The organism is Streptomyces sp. NPDC048192 (genome assembly GCF_043202415.1).
Lineage (GTDB): Bacteria > Actinomycetota > Actinomycetes > Streptomycetales > Streptomycetaceae > Streptomyces.
Map to the genome: position 1 here is coordinate 35,834 of NZ_JBIDAL010000031.1, position 19,703 is coordinate 55,536.

Sequence of the window (19,703 nt, forward strand, 5' to 3'; positions counted from 1 at the left end):
CTCCTACAGGTAGACGCCGTGCAGGCGCTCGTCGAAGTCCCGTACCACCTTGGGCGGTGAGGCGGTGTTCAGGCTACGGCGCACGGCGCGGGCGCGTTCCACGATCCGCCCGGACCGGTACTGCAGGCCGGTGTCGAGCGCGTTGGAGGCGAGGGCGAACGCGGCCTCCACTCGTCCGCCGGCGAGGTGTCCGGCGGCGATGTCGAGCACGAGCAGGGCGCGTTGTTTCGCGTGGCCGGTGGTCAGGGCCTCCACGTCTTCAGCGAGCACCCACTCGGGGATCTGGAGGCGTGCGCCGCAGGTGACCCGGCAGGCGGCCACCTTGTCCGGGGTGAAGGAGAACACCCACGGCCACGGTGGCGGTTCCTGCTCACCGGTCAGCGCCTCGGCCGCTGTGCGGGATTCGGTGAGGGCCCGGTCAGCTCGGCGCTGGTCGCCGGCCGCCGCGTGTCCGAGGGCCTCGACGCTCGACAGCCATGCGTCGGCGACGGCCGGGCGCTGGTCGCCGAGCACACGTCGGGCTCTCCGGGCCAGGTTCAGGGCCTCCACGCCGTTGCCGGCGTGCGCCTCGAACTGGGCGAGCGTGCCTATCTGGTAGGCGGTCAGGAGTGCGTTGCCGGACGTTCGGGCGGCTTTGACGGCGCCGCCGTACCAGGATCGGGCCGACCCGTGATCTCCCTTGTCCCAGGCGAGCCAGCCCGCGAAGGAGGCGGCCTCGCTGCCCACGGCGGCCAGCCGCACCCGGTCCGCGTCGCTTGCCGCGGCGCGGGTGATGGTCTGGATGAGCCGGATATGGCCGTCCACGGCGTCGGCGAGGTCCCGGGAGGGGGTGGTGCCGTCGAGTCTGCGGTAGGCGCTCGTGGTCAGCCGCAGGGCGGCGGCCTGCCCGCCGGTCGTGTCGCGGGAGTCCGGCACGGTGGCCAGGATGGGGGCTGCCATCGCGGCGACCGCGCCACCGAGGACGGTGCGTCGGTGCATGGGATCGTCGTCTCTCACCTGGACCTGCGCCGTGCGCCCGTCTGACAGACCCACCAGCGCCGGCGGGATCTGCAGGTGCGCAGCCGCCGCGGCCAGGACGTCGGTGCTGTAGGAGGCTGAGCCGCGCTTCTCCAGACGGGAAACGGCCGACTGCGACATGCCCAGGGCCTGCCCCAGTGCCGCCTGCGTCATCTGGCGCCACTTGCGGGCCAGTTCGATGACGCGCCCGTAGTCCCCGGCCCGGGAGGCGTCCCGGATCGGGCCTGTCTGGAAGTCCACGACGTCCCCCACGCTACGAGTGCCTGCGGCATACGGCGCCTGTCCGTACCCGCTGGGCGCATATCCGTATGCACATGCCGCATCTGTGATGGTCCCACAGCGCACGGTGATCGTTGACTGGGTGTCAGCCCAACCACCCCCGCACCGGGGCAGGTTGTGGCCCGGTGGTCGTCCTCGCCACCCCCGTCGGGGACGACCACGCCACATCGACCGCGAGCGCGAGGCGACTGATCATGACGACGCGCAGCATGACGCCCCACCTGCCGGGGCTGGTGGACGCCCCGACGATCAATCTGGATGCCCTGACCGACCGGCAGCGTGCGGGTACGTCGTGCGTGTGGTGCGCGGGGACGGCATCGCCCCGGTACCCCGTGGGCGGCCTGCGTGCGTGCGAGTGCTGCGCCGGCATGTACGGCGTCCCGGCGGTGGAGGCTGGCCAGTGACCGGCGGCGAGGAGACGTTCCCGTCGGCCCTGGACGGGTGGACTGCCGAGGACTGGCAGGAGTACCGGCGCCGCGTCGAGGACGGCGAGGGCAGCGTGAGGGTCATGGACGCGATCACGCGACGCCGGAGCCTCGAAGCGGAGATGGCCCGGTGACCGGCGAAACCGTTCCCCGAACAGCGGGGGTGGGTGACCTGGTCCGGGACACGGCCCGAGGCTGTCAGGCGGTCCTGACCGATGTCCGGGAGGGCGTTCCCTACCTGCGCCCCAGGCATGGGGCCGGAGTCACCGAGCCGTGGCCGACAACCTGGGCGGCCATCGAACTGGTTGCCCGCCGCGGCACCTGGGGCGACCGGTGAACGGAGCACACACGCGCCCCGTCGCGGCGGCGGGGTCCTGGTCCTGGCGCTCGCCGTAGCAACCCCCTGTAGACCCCGGCGGGGCCGGGCTGGGACGTCACATCCCCCGGTCCCGCCGGCCAGCGTCACCCGTTGCCCGGGCACGCCGCGGCGTGCCCGGGAGATGGTCAATCCACCACCGTTGGAGGCGTACGTGAGCACCACAGCCGTGAGCACCTCGCCCAACAGCCCGACTCCCACCGCCGAAGAGGTGTTCGCCTTCGCGGACCTGGAGATCGGTGCGGCTGCCGCCGAGCAGTGGCCGCACGCCGACCTCGACCTCGGCGAACACGTCCCGAGCGTCACCGGGTACGTGCGCCGGATCACCGTAGACGGCCGCCCGCTGTATGCGAAGTATTCGCTGCTCGGGGTGTCCCTGGTGTCGCTGCTGCGCGGCGCCTGCGGCCCCTGGCACCAGGTCCGCGCGGCGCAGCAGGAGTACGTACTGCGCCCGGACGCGCTGATCGCACGGGAGGCTGCCCAGCTGCGGCTCCTGCTGGAGGCCGGGCAGCTGCGGGTCTGCCCGGTGGCCGCCGTGGGCCGGGGCGTGCTGTTCACCGAACCTGTCACCGGGGCGAGCCTGGCCCAGCTCCTGCTACACCGGCCTGAGCAAAGCGCTGAACTGCTGGCCGGGGCCTTCGAGCAGCTGCGCGACCTTCACCGACCGCCCGCCGTGCAGCGACTCGGTCCGGCGGGCATCATCGGCGAGCGCAGCATCGCGGGCACCTTCCAGCGCAAGTTCAACGGGCTCTCCGGGCCCGTCTACATGCAGCAGCTGGGGGTCGACCGGTGCCCGGCCGGCGACCGGGAAGAGGTCGTCGCCGTGCTGCAGCAGGTCGTCGTCCGCCTGCGCCGGCTGCGGGCCCGGGTGCTGCCGCCCTCGTCCCGTCACGTGCTGGCCTACGGGGATCTCAAGCCGGAACACGTGCTCTACCCAGGCGGGACCGACCAACCGCCGGTGTTCATCGACCCCGGCCTGCTGCTCGCCGGGACGGCGGTCGACGCCGCGAAGCTGATCAGCCGCACCGTGCTGATGCTGGCGGCGGCCCGCCCCGGTCCGCAGACCGGCAAGCACCTGGTGCAGGGCATCGGCGTTTTCGCCGGCGCCCGGATGGGCGGCCTGTCGGTCAAGGCACGCCGCTCCTGGCTGCGCGAGGTGCTGGCGCTGTGGCTGATGGACAGCGTCAACATCCTCACCACCTATCTGTCGGCGCCCGTCGAACTCCCGCTTCCCGCCGTGGGCGAGGCCCTGGTCGGCCGGGCAGTCGACCTGTGCCGGATGGTCGACAGGATCAGCATCGACCTGGCCGCTGCAGGAGACACCGGGGCCGTGTGGGACGGGGCCCTCGACCGTGCCCAGGCGGTCGCCGCGTGACGCCGGCGGCAGTGGACACGGTCGGCGTGATCGGTGCCGGGGCGGTCGGGCAGACGGTGGCCGCGACGCTGGTGGCCTCCCGTCTCCCCGAGCGTCTGCTCGTCGCCTCCCGCCTCCTCGACCAGGCGGCGGCGCTCGCCGCCGACCTCGACGACATGCGGCAGGCCACCAACTCGCCCGTGCGTCCCGCGGCCTGCGACGTGGCGGACCTGGCCGACTGCGCGGCCGTCGTCGTCGCCGTGCGGGCCTCCTTCACCAACACCCACACCAGCGACGTGCGGATGGGCGGCGCCGCAGCCAACGCCCCCGTCGTCCAGGCGCTCGCCACCTCCTTGCGCGGCTACGCGGGGACAGTCCTGGTGGTGACCAACCCGGTCGACCTGATGAGCCGGCTGTTCGCCGAGACCTCCGGCTGCCCGCGGGTGTACGGCATCGGCTCGAACCTCGACTCGGCCCGCTACCGGCTCACCCTCGCCTGCCTCCTCGGCGTCCCGTCGGCTGCCGTGCACGGGCACGTGATCGGCGAGCACGGCGAGGCCGCCGTGGTGTGCGCCTCCTCGACCACGGTCAACGGCCGTCCCGTCCCCGTCCCCCTTGCGGAGGTACGCGCCGAACTGCGCACCCGCCCCGGACGGATCAGCCACGGCGTGGGCCGCACCCGCTCCGGGCCCGCCGGTGCTGTGCTCTCCGCCCTGCGCAAGGCCCTCGGCCTGGACGACGGCACCGAGGAACTCAGCGCCCGGCACGGCGACGACTGGCTCGGAATTCCGTTGCGGTTCACCGCCGGCCAGCCCGTAGCGTGCCTGCCCCGCCTCGATGCGGTCGAGCAGGCACAACTGTCCGCCGCAGCCATCAAGCTCCGTGCCGCCTACCAGGCGTTACGGCCGTCCTGACCCTGCCACCCGACCGACTGGAGATGAACGTGAGTACCCCCACCGCAACCCGGCTGCAGGCCGCGGACGCGAGCGTGACCGTGCTGAGCAACACGCCCTTCGTCACCAACTGGGCCCGCCGCTACTTCGGGTCCTGGTGGAACGCCTTCGAGGTCCCCGCGAGCGGCGTCTGTGCCGGTCCGCTCGTCACGGCCGACATCGACGACAAGACGTACGACCACCTGCACACCCTGGTCACCAGCTGCCCGCACGACGAGGTCACCTACGCCAAGGCCCGGCTGCTGCTCGCCCGGGACAGCACGGGCACCATCACCGGTGTCTCCCCGGACGAGGGGCTGGCCTACCGCTCCGAGCAGCTCGGCGGCCACGTCACCATCGCCGGCCGTACCGCCGAGCCGCTCGCGCTGGCTGCGGCCCGGATCGCGCGGGAGATGATCCGGGCGGCCCTGCTGCGGGACGGGTGGACGCTCCTGCACGCCTCCGCCGTCGTCCGCGACGACCAGGCCGTGCTCGCGTTCGGGTCCAAGGGTGCGGGCAAGACCACCACGGCGCTGCTACTGGCCAGCCGCGGCGCCCAGCTGCTCGCCAACGACCGGGTGTTCGTCAAGGTGGTGGGCGGTGAGCTGCGCGTCCTGCCGTGGCCGTCGGCGGCGGCCGTCGGGCTGGGGCTGCTCGATGCCCTCGGCCTGTACGACGTCGTGCGCGAGCGGCTCCAGGCGGGCGAGCAGCTCCACCCCACGCAGCACCAAGACGTCACCGACGCGCTGCTGGCCGGCCGACGCGAGCCGCTGTGGGAGCCGGGCGGAAAGCGGGAGAAGAAGGTGCAGGTGTTCCCCGACCAGTTCTCCAGCTGGTTCGGCATGGAACTGGCAACCGGCGGGCGCGCGGCGACGCTGCTGTTCCCCCGCATCGACTCCTCCGCCGTCCCGGCCGTGGTCGAGGGCGACCGGAGCCTCGGCGAGGACGACTTCATGAGCGGCGCCACGGAGGACCGCTACCCCGACCACTTCGGCCTCGCGCCCGGCATCAACGGCGGGGGCGACGACGTGGCCCGTGCCACCATCACAGACCGGCTCGCCGCGCTCCGGCACCACCAGGTCGTCCTCGGCCACGACGTGAAGGCCAACGCCGACTTCCTCGCCAAACTCGCGGGTCTCCAGTGAGAACGTCGCATGGCCCCCACCGGGCCAACTGACCTCCCCGGGAACGTCGTGCAGCGCCATCCCCGTGCTTCGGGCCTGGGCGGCGTCGGAGCCCCGGAGGCTGCATCCACAGCCTCCGGGGCTCCCTTGCGTACGCGCGCCCACGCGTGTACCTGCGCAAGTAGCGCAACAACCGAGCGATACGCCCCGTTTGCCCAGCGGACGCGGCGCTCACTCCGCCCGGGGGTGCGGAGTGCCGGCGGGCTGCTGCTCGTCGGCCGGGACGTCGTCCTTGTGCCGGAGGGCGCGCAGGACCAGGGGGCGGGACATCGCGCCGCGGACGCGGGCGGCGAGTTCGTTGGCGCTGGCTCCGGTCTTCTGCTGCTCGGCCCGGAGGGCTGCGCCGAGCCGGGCGCGGGCCTGGTCGACCTTGTCGAGGGCGTCCAGGACGGCGTCGACCGCGTCGGTGACGCTGGGCGGCGGCTCAGTGGTCAAGGCGTTGACCACCTCGTCGGCCGGCTCGGGCTCGGCGGGTTCCTCCTCCGGCTCGTCCTCGGGGTGGTCAACGCCTTGACCGGTTGGTGGGTCTGGCTGGCCCGGGTACCGGCGGCTGGAGAGGTCGAGGACATCCTCCTGCCAGGGGGCGGGCATCTGGTACCGGCACTGCTTGGGGTCGTCGGAGAGCTGGCGGTTGACCTCGTCGCGGTCGAAGTGCGCCGGGTTGTACTTGTGCAGGCCCCACTCGCGCAGGTCGCGGTAGCGGGGTCCCTTGCGGGACCGGATCGCCCGCAGGGTGCGCTCGTAGCCGAGCGGGCCTCCGCAGTCCTCCGGCGGGCAGGCGCGGCGGCCGGCGCTGCAGCGCGGGTACTGGGTCTTCGGTGCGGGGCGGTGGATCTTCTCGACTTCGAGGTGGTGGACCCAGTGATCTCCGAAGTCGTAGACGTATCCGGCGCTGGAGCCCACCTCGGGCAGGACCTGCGCCACGGTGTAGGCGGAGGCTTCCTCGCCGTTGTGGCCGTAGTGGTCCCAGCGCGCTCCGAACGACCACAGGTGGGAATCATCCCAGCCCATGGCGACCTGGATGACGGCGTGCAGCCCGTACATCGTGGTGTGCGAGTAGACGTGGATGCGCCGCCACACCACGGGCTCGATCTCCGGCATCCACACTCTGATCTGGTGCACGCTGTCCACGCCGGTCACCGTAGCGGCCCGCGCGCGTGCGCGTAGAACGGTCTCATAGGTTCCACGGATGTTCCTTTCCGCAGGTCAGCGCCTTGCAGGGAAGTCGCACGGATGCCGCCGGCCCGGACGGACCTGTTGCGCTTCCGGTGGCCGCGCCGGGCGCGGTAGCCTGGTAGGGACGTCAGGGGTCGTGGGCCCCTGGAAGTCGTGGGGCCAGGTGACCTGGGGCATTACCGGGAGCCTGGCCTGGCGCATGTCTGGGGCCGGTTCAGCGCACCTCGACGGGGAAGTCGATGACGCGCTCCCCGAGGATCTCCCGGTACCGGGGCTCGCCCAGCTTCTCCGCGCGGACCGCGCCGGCCACGATGTCGGCGACCCACAGCAGCGGCTCGGCCGTCCCCGGCAGGTGGTCCAGGCGGAAGACGGCGTCCTTGGGCAGCGCGTACCGGGCCTGCTGGACGGTGGCGACGTCGCGGGCGTTGAGGACCGGGTCGCGGGCCTCCATGAACAGGTGCTCCACCCCGAACCCGTGCAGCTCACAGACCAGCAGGTTCAGGCAGTGCGCGCGGGCCCGCTCCTGCCGACGGGGCCGGACCGGGGCGCCTACGGCGACGACGTGCAGCCCGTCGAGGGCGGCCACGGCACGCGCCAGCTGGTCGCGCTGGGCGGTGTCGGCCTTGGTCCAGTGCACCTTGGTGGAGGCGTGCCGAGCCTGCAGGCGGAGCATCTCCTCGCGGACCTGGTCGCGGGCGTCGTCCGGGATGACTGCCGCGGCGATGATGTAGAACCCGGTGTCGTCGTGCTCCTGGAAGGACTCGTCCGACCAGGCCGTGCTCGTGCTCACGTGCCCGCCCCTGCTCTCGTGGTGAAGCTGGCATTCTCGCCGCACCCCGAATCGCACGGCCACCGAACAGCCGGGATCGCTGCTCCTGCTGCTGCTTGAGATCCGCTCCCGCGCCTGGAAGCCTCCCAACTGCCCTACGAGAGACGGGAGGTACAGGCCATGCCGGTGAAAGGTGGCTGCGGGAACTGCGGTGCCCCGATCCAGCCGCAGGACAAGGACAAGCCGTGCAAGTGCGGGGCGTGGCAGAGGCGCTGAATCGCCCGGGTCGCTCCCGCAGACGGCTGCCGGCCGCACCGGCGCTTGTGGGGAAGCGGCCACCGGAGATCAGCCGTTGACCACAACCCCGTTGCTCCCTGGCGCGCACGGATCTGCACCACGACGATGCGGATTCGCGCCGGGGAGTGACGGGGGCAGCGGGGTCCCGGGGCCGGCGAAGGCCCCGGGTACCACGCGGCTCGGCCATCGGTCTGTGCCCCGGCCCCGTACGGTCAGCGCAGCCGCTCGACCTTCGTCACCAGCTTCTGCCGCTCGCGCTCGGACGTCGCCTTGACCCGTTCCAGGGCCTGCAGGTCGACCAGCTCCTCCACCCTGGCTCGCACCAGGTCGACCAGCTGGTCGGGACCGAGGGCCTCGGCCTGAACGGTGGCCGGCATGTGCTCGCCGCGGCGGTCGGTCCGTTTCTGCGGCGCGGTGATCAGCCTGTACTCGGCGATCTGCTGCTCGGTGACGGCGATCCGCCGCACGGTGGGCGGGGTGCCGCCCAGCTCCTCGACGAACACGGCTACGTCCTCGGCGGCGGCGTCCAGAATGCTCAAGCCACTCGGGTCGTAGTCACCAACGCTGAGTACCCAGGTGGGGACCTCGCGGTGGGCGATGCGCAGTGCCGCGCCGTGCTTGGCGCACACCGACTCGAACCCGCCGGACCCGTACACCGCGACGCCGAGCGGCTCGGTGACGCGGGCGAGCATCGGCATCATGCCCTGGGCCTCGACCCATACCTCGATCGCTCGGGGCTGGTCCTGGTCCAGCGGCCGGGCGTAGGAGCGGGCGGACGCCTTCACCGCCTGCAGCCACTCCTGGGGGCTGTCGTAGCCGCCGGGCAGGCCCATGACCTCGGCGCGGTCGTCGCGGATGTCGCCCATGGGGATCAGCCGGGCGCGGCGGGCTCGGTTGAGGGTCTCCTGCAGCCGGTCGTACGCCTGCTCGTCCTTGGGGTATCCGAAGTGGCCGACCAGGCGGTAGAAGACCTGTCGCGCAGTGAGCGGCAGGTAGGCGCGGTACTCGTCGAGGACCTGCCGGGTCTGCTCGACCAGCAGCAGCTTCTCCGGCCGGGGTGACCAGGGCGCGAACCCGCGTGGGCGGGTGCGCCGGTAGGTGCGGCCCGAGACAGTGTTACGGCCCAGCCGTGCTCATGCCTCCATGGTGGCACCGGACCGCCCCGCGGGCGGGGGCTGCGGGGCGAGGGCGCTTGATCAGGCCGGTTTCGGACGTCGGGCTGACGGACCGGGGCCGTGGCCCGGAGAATGGGGCCGCTGTCGTGTAGATCGCCGCCCACTCAGGGGGACCTGTCCATGCTGATCAGGCTGTTCGGCCTCAAAGGCACGTTGAAGATCGCCGGTGTGTTCGTCGTCGGCGTCATGCTCTACAGCTGCGCGAAGGGCTGACCGAATCCCGCCTGCGCGGTGATCGTAGCCTGACGTGTTGTCAGTGGTGGCTGCTTTCCTGGTGCGTCCGGTGCGCGCCGTGGCGTGCCGGGCTGGTGGAGGGGGAGCAGCGCCATGGTGCACGTGAGGGAGTACGAACGCGCGGACGGCACGAAGGTCCGGTCCCACTCGCGGTGGGCGCCCGGGGCCCGGCGGGAGATGACCATCTTCGCGGTGATCTCCCTGGTGGTCCTCGGGTACGGCGGCGCCGGGACGGGCAGCGGTGGCAGTGCCGGCGAGCAGGCGCCGCGGCCGAAGTCGACGGCCGTGTACCCGGTGAAGTTCCCCGGCTGGGACAAGCCGCTGCCGAAGCCGACGCCGACGGTCTCGTACCCGATCCGCTTCGACCGCCGCTGAGCGGTAGCGTTCCGGAACATGGAGCAGGGCCCCGGATCTCCGGGGCCCTGCTCGCGTCGACGGACGTCCCTAGTAGTCCAGGAGAGGGTGGGGCTCCCACGTCCAGGTCTCGCCGTCCAGCGTGGGCACGATGAGGGTGTCCACCGCCTTGCCCTGCTGCTCCGCCCTGGTCCGGGCGATCGTCTTGAGCAGGTCGAGGCCGAACCCGGCAGGGAGCTTCGGCCTGCCGCTGACGTGCAGGAGCGTCGTCCTCTCCGTGCCGATGCGGACGTCCACCTGCTGATCGTTGGAGTGCAGGTAGTCGATGGCGTCGGCGCGGAACAGCTCGCTCGCCATGCCGCCGGCGGACTCGTAGAGCACCCAGACGTCTGCCACGGTCCCTTCCTTCCTCGCGGTCGCTGCTGCTCGGTCGGTCTCATCATGGCGGGCCCGGCCCGCATCCTCGTGCGGGTGAGACCTACCGGTGGTGAGCGGCCGGGGCCGACGCCGAAGGCGACGCCTTGGTGCCGGCCGGTGTCTTGCTGCTGGATCCCGGTTCGCCGGCCAGGGCCAGCAGTATCAGGAGCAGCAGGAGGAATCCCCCGCCGGTGCCCGCGGCCACGGCGACGGTGCGCGGGCTGATGGACCGGTGGTGCCCGCGTACACGGGTGCCGTCGGCGCGGTAGTAGGGGCGGACGTAGGTCGTCGGTCCGGCGGGGACCGGGCGGGGCCGCGGGGTAGCGCGTCGGGGTGCCGTACGGGGCTGTGCGGTGCGCGGCCGGGTGCGGCGGTAGTGGCCTTTGACGTATGTGCCGTCGCGGCGGACATGGGGGCGTACGTAGGTCACGGGCGGTCCTCGACGGTGAAAGGGGGCGATGCCCCCAGGCGGGGCCGGGTGTTCCTCGGCGCAGCATTCGACGGTAACGAGGGGCACTGACAATCCAGAGCGGCCAACTCCTCGACTGTGGGCACCCGTTGGGCGTCTGCCAGCGATTTTCGGACGGGTGATCCTGATGGCGGACCGACTGTCGGTACCGGGTGCTGTCATGAATGTGGCGGGGAGCCGCACACGAGGGGGGACAGTGCCCGGGAACAGGGGATACGAAGGCGTCGATCACACCGGCCGGGAGGGCCGCGGGAGCCTGTGCGCCATGGCGGCGGGGGGCTTGCGGTGAGCCCGCGTCGGCGACGACGCAAGAGCGACGACGATCTGCTCGTCGCGCTGGGCGGGCTCGTGGTCGTCGGATTGGTGCTGGTCAAGCTCGGACAGTGGGTGTGGGCGCACTGGTGGGTCCTCGTCGTGCTCGGCCTGCTGGCGCTGCTCGCCGGCGCGGGCTGGACCTACCGGAAGGTTGACCAGATGCGGTCGGCGCAGCTGCGGGTTGAGGGCCTGACCTACTCGCTCGGCCAGCTGGACGCCATGCACCACAGCGCCTTCGAGAACGCCGTACGCGACCTACTGGCCCGGGACGGCTCCCGCGACGCGCTGCGCTGCGGCGGCCGGGGCGACCTCGGCGCCGACGTGAAGGGGCACGATCCGTTCGGCCGGCTGTGGGTGATCCAGTGCAAGCACCGCAGGAAGGGGCTGGACGGCGCGGCCGTCGGGACCCCGGAGCTGCAGACGCTCAACGGGACCGGCAGGCCGGTGCACGGCGGCGACGTCGTCGTGATGGTGACCAACGGCAGGATCTCCGGGCCCGCCCGCGACTTCGCCCGGCAGCAGCGCCTGCACCTGGTCGACCGGCGGGTGCTGGAGCATTGGGCCCGGGGCGGGCGACCGCTCTGGGAGATCCTTCCGGCTGTTCCCCCGCCCCGGAAGCCTCCACAGCTCCGCTGAGTCTCACAACGCCGCGGTGGGCGGGACCAGTTGGTCCCGCCCACCGCCATGTCGCCCCGGGCCTCCCGGTTCACCCGCTCGCTCCTGGGGTCGTCGGCTGCCCGGGGGACGGGGTCAGCTGTCAGGGTCCTCGCGGGCGCGCTGCAGGGCGGAGCTGATCATGTCCGACACGGGCGCGTACTGACAGTCCAGGACCGACTGGCACCGCTCGGCCAGTGCGGGCTGCGGGCCAGAGCGGAGCAGCTCCACGGGGCGGGTATCGGAGGGGTGCTCGGCCCAACCGCGGACGGTGTCGAGGGATCCGCCGTCGATGGCGGCGGCCATCAGGTAGCAGGCGAGCAGCTCGCGGGCCAACTGATGCCAGTACGAGTGGAACGCCTCTTCGGGCCTGCTGACGGGCCACAGCAGGAAGCCAGCTTCCTCCAGTGCCCTGTGCGGATCGGTGCAGGCGCCGACGTCGAGGGTCTGGTAGGCCATCGGTGTCACCACCACTCCCAGCCGTTCATGTCGCCCCGCCCGGTCGGGGTGTCGAGGAGCAGCCGGGCGTTGGGGCCGAGCAGTGCGGTGACCTCGGTTCGGACGTCGTCGGGGAGCGGGTGCGGGGTGTACAGGGCTCCGGCGCCGGCGTCCGGCACGATCTGTTTCCCGACCAGGTTCAGCTCCAGCTCGACGTCCAGCCACGGCTCAAGTCCGCAGTCGCGCAGCAGCTCGTGCGCGGCCAGGATCGCGCCGGGTTCCGGCTCGGCGTAGTAGTGGTTGGTGAGCCGCATCTCGGGGTGATCGGCCAGCAGCCGGGACCAGTCGCGGGGCTCGCCGGTGGTGGCCAGTGCCAGGCTCGGGCACTCCGAGGGACCCATCCGCCCGTCGAACTCCCGGCGCACCCACGCAGGGACGGGGCTGTTGGGGCCGAAGGACCGGGTGCCGTCCGCATGGGTGACCATGTCGGCCATGGCGGCGCCGAACGCCTCGCGGTGGGTGGCCGGCCACCGGCGGAAGCGCTCATCTCCGACACGATTGTGCAGGCGCCGCAGCACGGCCTCGGACTCGGCGAGCAGTTCTTCGTCGGCCGGGCTCGTCACCTGCCTTCTCCCTTCCGGCCGGCGCTGCCGGGCAGGTTCCACTCCAGCGCGGCCCGAACGGCGAGCAGGACGTTGACGCGGGTCTTCGGAGGGGAGGTCAGGATCTGTTCGCAGTCGTCGGCCCACTCCGGCACGGGCCCGGTGCGCAGCAGTTCCACGGGGCGGCGGTCGTCGGGGTGGGCGATCCAGTCGTAGACCGTGTCGATGTCGGCGTCGCTGAGCGCGGCGGCCATGAGGTAGCCGGACAGCAGCCTGCGGCTCTGGCTGTGCCAGAAGTCGTTGTTGGTGGGCTGCGCCCAGCGTTCCAGCAGGCCGGCGGCCGTCTCAACGGCCTGCTGCGGGTCCGAGCAGGCGGCGAGGTCAAGCAGGTAGGTCATCCGTTCCTTCTCTCGGTATGCCTCGACCACGGCGTCGAGGCGGCTGCGGACGCTGTCGACGCCGATGCCGTCGAGCCGTTCGGCGAGCAGGGCGGCGACGGCGCGCTTGGAGCCGCTGCGCTCCCGGGGGGTGAGGTCGGCGTACGCGGCGTACACCTGCTCGCGGATCCCGCCGGCGGTCGGGAAGTCCTGCGGGGCGCGGCCCCCGAGGATCTGCTGGGCGATAGAGCGCTGAGCGGCGGCGCTGCGGCGGTGCTCGGCGGCGACGGGCTCCTCGATGTCGGCGAGCCGGTCGTAGACCTCGGCCTGGGCGAGGTGCTTGGCGGCCCACGCCGCGCCCTTGGCCTCGTGCTGGTCGGTGCCGGTGGCGGCGAAGGCGGCCTCGTAGGCGTCGAGGGTCTCGCGGCGCAGTTCGTCCAGCCGCCGGTTGAGCCGGGGCACCTCGGCGCGGCGGGCGTCGGCCTGGCGGCGGGCGTCCTCGTCGCGCAGGGAGGGCAGGGTGCGGCTGATCGGCCGGTCCGCGCCGCCGAGCAGGCCGGAGTACCACGCGTCCAGGTCGCGGGCATGGGCTTCTGGGTCGGCCGGGCCGCGGCCGATGCCGGTGCGCTTGCGGCCCATCAGGACCCACGCGGCGACGTCGCTCGCCCACCTCTCGTGGGCGGACTGCCGAGAGCTGCTGGCGGCCTCCCCGATGTCGGCCCAACTGGCGCCGCGTTCGCGCTCGGCGACGACGGCCTGGTCGACCAGCTGCTCGGCGAGGCCCTGGATGAACAGGGCGTCGCGCAGCACGCTGCCGTGGTCGTCGGCCGGGTAGGTCTGGGCGACGTCACGCAGGGCGGCCTCGGTGATCTCGTACAGGGTGTGCGCGCGGGCGAGCATCGCCTCGTCGGCCGGGGCGAGGGCCGGTGGCTGCTCGCGCTCGGCGGGTTCGGTGTCCTCTTCCATACTGTCAGGCTACCCCTGACAGGAGGCTGCGTCAGGGGTTCCTTGACGCTTCGGCCGGATTAGCCCGGACGGGTGGCACGAAAGAACGCACAGGATAATTACAGTTATCCTGTCGCTCACCGAATCCCGCTCGGGGGTTCGAATTCTGGGGAGGCACCGTGCCGCTGACGGCCGATCACTTCGACCGCATCAACGCGTTCCTGCGCAACCGCATCGACCCGCTGCTCGCCCACGCGCGGGAGCAGGGCAACAGCGACCTCGTCACGGCGCTGAGCGCGCTGTTCCGGGCCGTTGAGTCGAACTACGTCCTCGGCCGCGACCTGCTCACCGTGGAATCCGGCGCCGAGGACCGGGAGGCCACGGCGGACGCGCGCTGGGACTGCCTGAGCACCATGGCGTACGAGTGGCGGGACCACCCCGACTACCTGGACGAGTTCGAGCTGAACATCCACGAGCTGGGCGGCGTGCCCACTCCTGTCCGGCCGTGACGGCGGGGGCCGTCGAGCGTTCGCCCCGAGCGACGCTCGCCACGCTGCGTCGTGACCCGCGTGACCTGTGGCCGGAGCACGCGCGCAAGCTGTACGACTTCCTCGTCGGCCTGTACGGCGAGGACGACGTGCTGCCGACCCTCGCGGCCTCCTGGATCGCCCACCAGCGCAGCGTGAACACGCAGCGCGCGTACGCCCGCGGCTTCCGCATCTTCGAGGAGTTCGCCCGGGAGCACTGCACGCACCCGATGGCGGTGAAGTTCCCACTCGCCGACACCTTCCGGCTGTACCTGGAGACCACCCCCACGTGGGTGCGGGTCAAGGGCGGCCGGCGCGGCGAGATGGTCCGGGCCGGGAAGCCGTACAGCGACGCGTCACGCGCGAACGCCCTGTCGGCGGCCTCCTCGTTCTTCTCGTACCTGGACGTGGTCAGCGACGAACCGCTGAAGAACCCCTTCGACGCGGTCGCCCGGCCGTACCTCGATCCGGACTACTCACCGACCGTGGGCTACACAGAGGAAGAGTGGGTGACCCTCGTCGTCACCGCGCGGGACCACCACCGGGTCGCCGCGTACCGCAAGCGCGCGTACGCGCTGCTCCTTCTCCTGTACACCTGCTGTCTGCGCATCGACTCCCTGCTCAACGCCCGGGTCGAGGACCTCGGGTACGACAAGGGGCACCGTGTGCTGCTGCTGGAGAAGATGAAGGGCGGCGGCCGGAAGAAGAAGCCGATCCCGCCGGTGGCCTGGGACGCGCTGCAGGACTACCTCGGCGGCCGGACCGAGGGGTGGCTGTTCCAGACGGCGACCGGCGGCCAGCTCGACGAACCGGCGGTGTGGCGGCTGCTGCAGGCCCTGGCCAAGCGTGCCGGGCTGCCCCCGCGCGGCCCGCACGGCACCAAGGGCGACGCCATCACCCACGCCCTGGCGAAGAAGGACGCACGCCCCGACAAGATCCAGCGCTGGGCCGACCACAAGGACTCCCGCACCACGCAGCGCTACAACCGGCGCAAGGAACTGCTCGACGACAGCCCCGGCTACAGCGTCGGCGCGGACCTCGCCGGTGCCCTGCAAGGCGGGGAGGGTTAGAGCCGGGCCGGCGGGACGCTCGCGCGTACGCGTGCGCGCATAAGAGGGGTCCAGAAAGTCCAGAAACCCGGCCGCGGCCGGCGCGGCACGGGTGGCCGTACGCGAGAATCGGCGCGTGCCGGAGTACGCCTCGATCACCGCGCTGGACCGCCTCCTGGACGACCTGGTCGTCGGCGAGGCGCGGCGCCGTCAGCTCGGGATGGTCCGCGGGGAGCTGCTGCGGGCCCTGGGCCGGGGCGCGCTGCCCGTTGCCGCGCGGCGCAGCCTGCGGCGTCTCCTCGAGGAAGAGGCCCTCGCCCCGTACCTCCGGCTCGCGGAGTCCGGCGCGTTGCGGACTCGGCTGGTCGACGGGAAGCGCCCGCCGACGTCGGAGGCGACGAACGAGATTCGCCGGCAGTGCGTGGACGTGCTGCGCGACGCGCTCGGCCTGCCCGCGCTGCTGCTCGGTGGCGGGGCGCTGCCGCTGCAGCCGACCCCGGCCTTCGGCGACCTCGCGGCGCTGCGCCGTCAGCTCGACCGGGATCTGGCCGGGTACATGCCGCCCGGCCAGATCCGGCTGACCGCCATGCTCGGCCTGGTCCTCGACGCGGCCCCGCGCTCCGGGGAACTCGTCGCCCTGCGCCTGAGCGACTTCACCCCGGGCAACACCGCGGTGTACGTCGAGCGGCGCCCCCAGCGCGGCGGCGGCGACCTGGAGGGCGAGGGCGAGCACTTCGAGCTGTCGCCGCTGACCAGGGCCGCGCTCGGCCGCTGGCTGCCGGTGCGCGCGGAGCTGGCCCAACGCGCCCACGGCACCTCGCGGTTGTGGGTCTCGTTGTGGCACAACCACGACGGCCACGCGGGCGAGGAAGGCGCGACGCTCCACCGCCCGCCCGGGATGCCGTTGGAGGAGAACGGGCTGATCACCTCCTACCGCCGGGGCCGGACCCGGTACGGGCTCGCCGGCCTGCTGCCCCCGAAGATCGAGCAGCTGCGCCGGGCCGTCATCAGCGAGGCGCCGCCCGTCGCCGTCGAAACGGCTGAACCGGCCTGAGTCCTCTTCTGCCGCCTACTGGCGCTTTGAGCTGGGTTTCGGGGCGCGCGGCGCTCCGCAGGGCTTGTTATTAGCCTGCGCGGGCTTGTGGGGGGTCTAAGCGACGTCGTTTACTGACTCCATGGCAAGGAAGCGAATCACGCTGACCCTCTCCGTCCAGCAGGCGGGGCGGCTGAGGGCCTTGATAAGGAAGCACCGGAAAGCCGAGACAAATTTCGTTGAGGAACTGGTGGAGCAGCGGGCGGAGGCGCTGACGGAGCCGGTCGGCTCCCCGCAGTGGGAGCAGGCGGTCAAGCGGCTGCGCCGGCAGGCGCGCATCGAGGCCGCGGAGGTGCGGCCGGAGCGGTGGCCCGCGCTCGACGTCCTCATGGGGCAGGCCCTGGAGGAGCGGCTGCAGCAGCCGGATTTGGTGGGCCCGTGGGCGCCGCTGAGCAGGGCCGAGCAGACCCGGCTGTCGCTGTCGGGGCGGTGGCCGGCCTGCGTGTCGGGGTGCGAACACGGCACGGACGAAAGGGCGTTCACGCTGGACGAGGACCTGGTGCTGCGGCTGCGTACGGCGGCTTGGCGAATCTCCGAGCCGGTGCTGAATGAGCTGGAGGAGAAGGGGCTGACCGGACTGCAGAGCGCCTTGAGCGAAGAGGAGCGGGCCGAACGTGAACGGCTCGCGGCCAAGCTCTACCCGTCCAGCCGGATCGCCCGTGAGGCGATCGAGGAGCACTGGCCGATCCCCCTGGTGGCGCAGCCTTCGGGCTGATCACCTCGGCGTCTTTTAAAACGACGTCGTTTATATATAAGCACAATCGCGCGCGCGTATTTAACGGTCCTTTTGGGTTTCTGAATTCGGGTACGAAAACCCTTGATTGTGGTTTAGGCTTTTCCGTGTTGCGGGTATTCGTGCGGCACGGGATTCGACACTGGAGGGCAGGCAGTGGGGAAGCAGAAGGGATTCGGGCCGGTGCAGCTGGCCGACCATGCCGGGCTGTACCGCTGGCAGGTGGACCGGGGTCTGGTGAAGGGGCTGGTTCCCCGGCCGGCGCTGCCGTCGGGCCGGTGGTCGGATGAGCAGGCGGACGACGTCGCCGCGCGGTCCGGGGAGATCCGCGAGGTGCTCGGCGACCGGCAGGGGTACGGGGCGAAGCGCACGGCCGAACTCCTGCAGGAGGCCACGGGAGTGGAGCTGTGGTCGTGCGACGTCGAGACGCTGGCGGAGCGCGGGCTCATCGAGGAGACGGGTGAGTGGAAGGGGTACGCCCTCTACGACCCTCGGGTGGCGGCGGAGCCGTCGGCGGAGGTCGTCGCGGCGCTGCGCGAGATCGTCGAGCAGCGGGTGGCCTGGTACGAGTCGAGCGTTACGCGGGAGGCGGCGGCCGGCCGCTGCGGGTGGACGGAGCTGGAGTTCGAGGAGCGGGCCCGCGAGGCGGGGATGGAGCCGGGGCAGTTCGGCCGCTGGGCGCTGGAGGGCGTCGAGCGCCTGGCCGGGGTCGAGGAGCCGGACGTCGCCGGCGCGCGGTTGTTCGGCCCGGATGAGGCGGCGGAGCACATGGGCATCAGGCGCCGGGAGTTCGACTACTGCGTCGAGGCCGGGTGGCTGACGCCCGTCTCGCAGATCAAGCGCACGGTCTGGCAGGGGCAGAGCCGCTACTACTCCAAGACGGTGACGGTGCCGCTGTACCGGGCGGCGGACCTGGACGCGGTGCTGCGGATCGAGGATGTCGACTGGGAGAAGGTCCGCACGCTCAAGCCGCGGCAGGTCTCCCCGCTGCGGCGGTTCGCCTCCCAGGCGCCGAAGCGGGCGGAGGCGGTGCGCGCGTTCGTCGAGCGGCTGCGCACCGAGCACGGTCTGGTCGCCTGGTGCCGGTACGCCAACCTGGCCAACCGGTGGATCGTGGACTGGGAGCCGCGCGAGGACGGAACTCCGACGGTCGAGGACGTGCGGGCGCTGGTCGCTGCGGATGCCGGGCTGGCGCCGTACGCCGGCACCGTGCAGCTGCTCGGCGAGGTGGGCCGCGTCGTGCACTGGGCGCGGCAGATGCTGCAGCCCGGTGCCGCCGTGCTGATCGACACGGAGACGCACGCGCTGTGGGGCAGCGTCATGGACGTCGCCGTGGTGGACTGCGCGACCGGCGAGACGCTGCTGAACACTCTGGTGAACCCGGAGGTTCCCGTGACCGACGGCGCGTTCGCGGTGCACGGCATCAGTGACGCGATGGTCGCGGACGCGCCCACCTTCGACCAGGTGCTGCCGGACCTGCTGAGGGTCACGGCCGGCCGCAAGGTCCTCGCGTACAACGAGGAGTACGACCGCGAGGTGGTCAAGGACGACTGCCGGCGGCTGGAGCTGGCCCCGGGGCACCTGGGCAGGAGCGCGAACTGGGACTGTGTCATGGAAGCCCGCTCGACCTGGGAAGGCGTGCGCGAGTGGCTGCCGCTGGGCGGCGGGCACCGGGCCCTCGGCGATGCCCTGGCCGCGCTGGACGTCCTCCGTCAGCTGGCCAGCGCTCCCTCCTGGGCGCTGCCGAAGGAGCGGGAGAAGGTGAGCGCCTGATGCCGCAGATTCGACTCATGGGCTCGGATTCGGCCGCCGTGCAGCGCACGGCCGACGCGGTCGTCCGCGCGCTGCGGGCGTGGCCGGAGACCCGGGTCGGTGACGTCTCGAGCCCGGTGCCGAACCGGCGCGGGTCCGGCTGCCGGATCTACATCGAGGTCCTGGCGGACGTCGCCACCGACGGCGTCGAGGTGACTGTCGAGCGGGACGACCAGGCGCAGCCCGAGCAGCGGCCGGCGCGACGGCGGGCGCTGCCCTCGGGCCGCGCGCAGCTGGGGCGCTGAGCGCCTCAGTCCTGGTCGGATTTCTGAAACCCGTGCGGGTCCAAGGTTCGACCGGGGGAGCCCAACACGCCGCGCTCGCGGAGTTGGGCGAGGTCCTGCAGGCGGCCGGTGCGGTACAGCGGCGTCGTCTCGACGTCGGCCTCGGCGGCGCCGGGAGGTGCTGGTGCCCGGCTGCGGGACGGCGGGGGCCTGGTGCTGCGGGCCGTGCCCCAGTGGCCGGCGTGCGGTGCTCATGGCCGCTGATCGTACGGAGCGCGGCCGGTGCCGGGCGAGTTGAACAGAAAGGGCCCTCGTTCGAGGGCCCGTTTCTATAAGAGGTCGCCGAAGTCGCAGGTCAGACGGCCATCCCGTAGACGATGGTGAACACCGTGCCGAGCGAGCCGATGATGAACACCCCGGTCAGGCCCGCGATGATGAGGCCCTTGCCCTGTTCGGCGCTGAAGGTGTCGCGCAGC

At 72.2% G+C, this 19,703-nt stretch carries 22 protein-coding genes; 13 read left to right on the forward strand and 9 right to left on the reverse strand.

The window, feature by feature from the left end:
* Positions 1–3: 3 nt before the first annotated feature.
* The gene (locus ACGFZN_RS39040; RefSeq protein ID WP_393863241.1) at positions 4–1,257 is read right to left on the reverse strand and encodes a helix-turn-helix domain-containing protein; all 1,254 of its coding nucleotides are present in this window, start codon (positions 1,255–1,257) and stop codon (positions 4–6) included.
* A 233-nt stretch (positions 1,258–1,490) separates the two neighbouring features.
* On the opposite strand from ACGFZN_RS39040, the gene ACGFZN_RS39045 reads away from it, so the two are divergent.
* The 5 genes from ACGFZN_RS39045 to ACGFZN_RS39065 all read left to right on the forward strand — a co-directional run bounded on the left by ACGFZN_RS39045 (position 1,491) and on the right by ACGFZN_RS39065 (position 5,528).
* A complete protein-coding gene (locus ACGFZN_RS39045; protein WP_393863242.1) occupies positions 1,491–1,700 on the forward strand; it encodes a hypothetical protein in 210 nt (69 codons plus the stop codon).
* A complete protein-coding gene (locus ACGFZN_RS39050) occupies positions 1,697–1,855 on the forward strand; it encodes a hypothetical protein (protein ID WP_393863243.1) in 159 nt (52 codons plus the stop codon). The genes ACGFZN_RS39045 and ACGFZN_RS39050 overlap by 4 nt, the downstream gene beginning before the upstream one ends.
* A 396-nt stretch (positions 1,856–2,251) precedes the next feature.
* Complete coding sequence (locus ACGFZN_RS39055; RefSeq protein WP_393863244.1) at positions 2,252–3,472, forward strand: phosphotransferase; 1,221 nt, start codon at positions 2,252–2,254, stop codon at positions 3,470–3,472.
* Entirely contained in the window at positions 3,469–4,365 is an 897-nt protein-coding gene (locus ACGFZN_RS39060; RefSeq protein WP_393863245.1) for an NAD(P)-binding domain-containing protein, read from the forward strand. Before ACGFZN_RS39055 ends, ACGFZN_RS39060 begins: the two co-directional genes overlap by 4 nt.
* 29 nt (positions 4,366–4,394) lie before the next feature.
* Entirely contained in the window at positions 4,395–5,528 is a 1,134-nt protein-coding gene (locus tag ACGFZN_RS39065; RefSeq protein ID WP_393863246.1) for a hypothetical protein, read from the forward strand.
* Between the two features lie 210 nt (positions 5,529–5,738).
* Here ACGFZN_RS39065 and ACGFZN_RS39070 read toward each other — a convergent pair whose 3' ends face one another.
* The 3 genes from ACGFZN_RS39070 to ACGFZN_RS39080 all read right to left on the reverse strand — a co-directional run bounded on the left by ACGFZN_RS39070 (position 5,739) and on the right by ACGFZN_RS39080 (position 8,675).
* Positions 5,739–6,698 (reverse strand): plasmid pRiA4b ORF-3 family protein, encoded by a 960-nt coding sequence (locus ACGFZN_RS39070; protein WP_393863247.1) that lies wholly within the window; start codon positions 6,696–6,698, stop codon positions 5,739–5,741.
* A 259-nt stretch (positions 6,699–6,957) separates the two neighbouring features.
* Positions 6,958–7,533, reverse strand: coding sequence for a hypothetical protein (locus ACGFZN_RS39075; protein WP_393863248.1), 576 nt, complete (start codon positions 7,531–7,533; stop codon positions 6,958–6,960).
* A gap of 488 nt (positions 7,534–8,021) precedes the next feature.
* Complete coding sequence (locus ACGFZN_RS39080) at positions 8,022–8,675, reverse strand: hypothetical protein (RefSeq protein WP_393863249.1); 654 nt, start codon at positions 8,673–8,675, stop codon at positions 8,022–8,024.
* Between the two features lie 636 nt (positions 8,676–9,311).
* Here ACGFZN_RS39080 and ACGFZN_RS39085 point away from each other — a divergent pair.
* Positions 9,312–9,593: a hypothetical protein gene (locus ACGFZN_RS39085; RefSeq protein WP_393863250.1), complete on the forward strand. Its 282-nt coding sequence runs from the start codon at positions 9,312–9,314 to the stop codon at positions 9,591–9,593.
* Between the two features lie 69 nt (positions 9,594–9,662).
* On the opposite strand, the gene ACGFZN_RS39090 is transcribed toward ACGFZN_RS39085, so the two are convergent.
* Together ACGFZN_RS39090 and ACGFZN_RS39095 are read right to left on the reverse strand one after the other, a co-directional pair.
* The gene (locus ACGFZN_RS39090; RefSeq protein ID WP_393863251.1) at positions 9,663–9,968 is read right to left on the reverse strand and encodes a hypothetical protein; all 306 of its coding nucleotides are present in this window, start codon (positions 9,966–9,968) and stop codon (positions 9,663–9,665) included.
* Between the two features lie 82 nt (positions 9,969–10,050).
* Positions 10,051–10,419 carry a hypothetical protein gene (locus ACGFZN_RS39095; protein WP_393863252.1) on the reverse strand — a complete coding sequence of 123 codons (369 nt, stop codon included), beginning with the start codon at positions 10,417–10,419 and terminating at the stop codon, positions 10,051–10,053.
* 324 nt (positions 10,420–10,743) lie between these two features.
* Here ACGFZN_RS39095 and ACGFZN_RS39100 point away from each other — a divergent pair, with 324 nt between their 5' ends.
* Positions 10,744–11,409: a restriction endonuclease gene (locus ACGFZN_RS39100; RefSeq protein WP_393863253.1), complete on the forward strand. Its 666-nt coding sequence runs from the start codon at positions 10,744–10,746 to the stop codon at positions 11,407–11,409.
* A 114-nt stretch (positions 11,410–11,523) separates the two neighbouring features.
* Here the strand turns inward: ACGFZN_RS39100 and ACGFZN_RS39105 are convergent, their stop codons facing one another.
* The 3 genes from ACGFZN_RS39105 to ACGFZN_RS39115 are packed head-to-tail and all read right to left on the reverse strand — an operon-like array spanning position 11,524 to position 13,810.
* Positions 11,524–11,886, reverse strand: coding sequence for a hypothetical protein (locus ACGFZN_RS39105; protein WP_393863254.1), 363 nt, complete (start codon positions 11,884–11,886; stop codon positions 11,524–11,526).
* A 5-nt stretch (positions 11,887–11,891) separates the two neighbouring features.
* On the reverse strand, positions 11,892–12,488 hold the full coding sequence (locus tag ACGFZN_RS39110; protein ID WP_393863255.1) for a hypothetical protein: 597 nt from the start codon (positions 12,486–12,488) through the stop codon (positions 11,892–11,894).
* A complete protein-coding gene (locus ACGFZN_RS39115) occupies positions 12,485–13,810 on the reverse strand; it encodes a hypothetical protein (protein WP_393863256.1) in 1,326 nt (441 codons plus the stop codon). Before ACGFZN_RS39115 ends, ACGFZN_RS39110 begins: the two co-directional genes overlap by 4 nt.
* Before the next feature lie 158 nt (positions 13,811–13,968).
* Between ACGFZN_RS39115 and ACGFZN_RS39120 the strand changes: the two genes are divergently transcribed.
* The 6 genes from ACGFZN_RS39120 (at position 13,969) to ACGFZN_RS39145 (ending at position 19,248) form a co-directional block, all read left to right on the forward strand.
* Positions 13,969–14,298: a hypothetical protein gene (locus tag ACGFZN_RS39120; protein WP_393863257.1), complete on the forward strand. Its 330-nt coding sequence runs from the start codon at positions 13,969–13,971 to the stop codon at positions 14,296–14,298.
* Positions 14,295–15,386, forward strand: a complete 1,092-nt coding sequence (locus tag ACGFZN_RS39125; RefSeq protein ID WP_393863258.1) for a tyrosine-type recombinase/integrase — start codon at positions 14,295–14,297, stop codon at positions 15,384–15,386. Before ACGFZN_RS39120 ends, ACGFZN_RS39125 begins: the two co-directional genes overlap by 4 nt.
* A 115-nt stretch (positions 15,387–15,501) precedes the next feature.
* Positions 15,502–16,419, forward strand: coding sequence for a hypothetical protein (locus ACGFZN_RS39130; RefSeq protein ID WP_393863259.1), 918 nt, complete (start codon positions 15,502–15,504; stop codon positions 16,417–16,419).
* A 121-nt stretch (positions 16,420–16,540) separates the two neighbouring features.
* A complete protein-coding gene (locus tag ACGFZN_RS39135) occupies positions 16,541–17,173 on the forward strand; it encodes a hypothetical protein (protein ID WP_393863260.1) in 633 nt (210 codons plus the stop codon).
* A gap of 174 nt (positions 17,174–17,347) precedes the next feature.
* A complete protein-coding gene (locus ACGFZN_RS39140) occupies positions 17,348–18,964 on the forward strand; it encodes an exonuclease domain-containing protein (protein ID WP_393863261.1) in 1,617 nt (538 codons plus the stop codon).
* Positions 18,964–19,248, forward strand: coding sequence for a hypothetical protein (locus tag ACGFZN_RS39145; protein ID WP_393863262.1), 285 nt, complete (start codon positions 18,964–18,966; stop codon positions 19,246–19,248). Before ACGFZN_RS39140 ends, ACGFZN_RS39145 begins: the two co-directional genes overlap by 1 nt.
* Positions 19,249–19,703 lie beyond the last annotated feature (455 nt).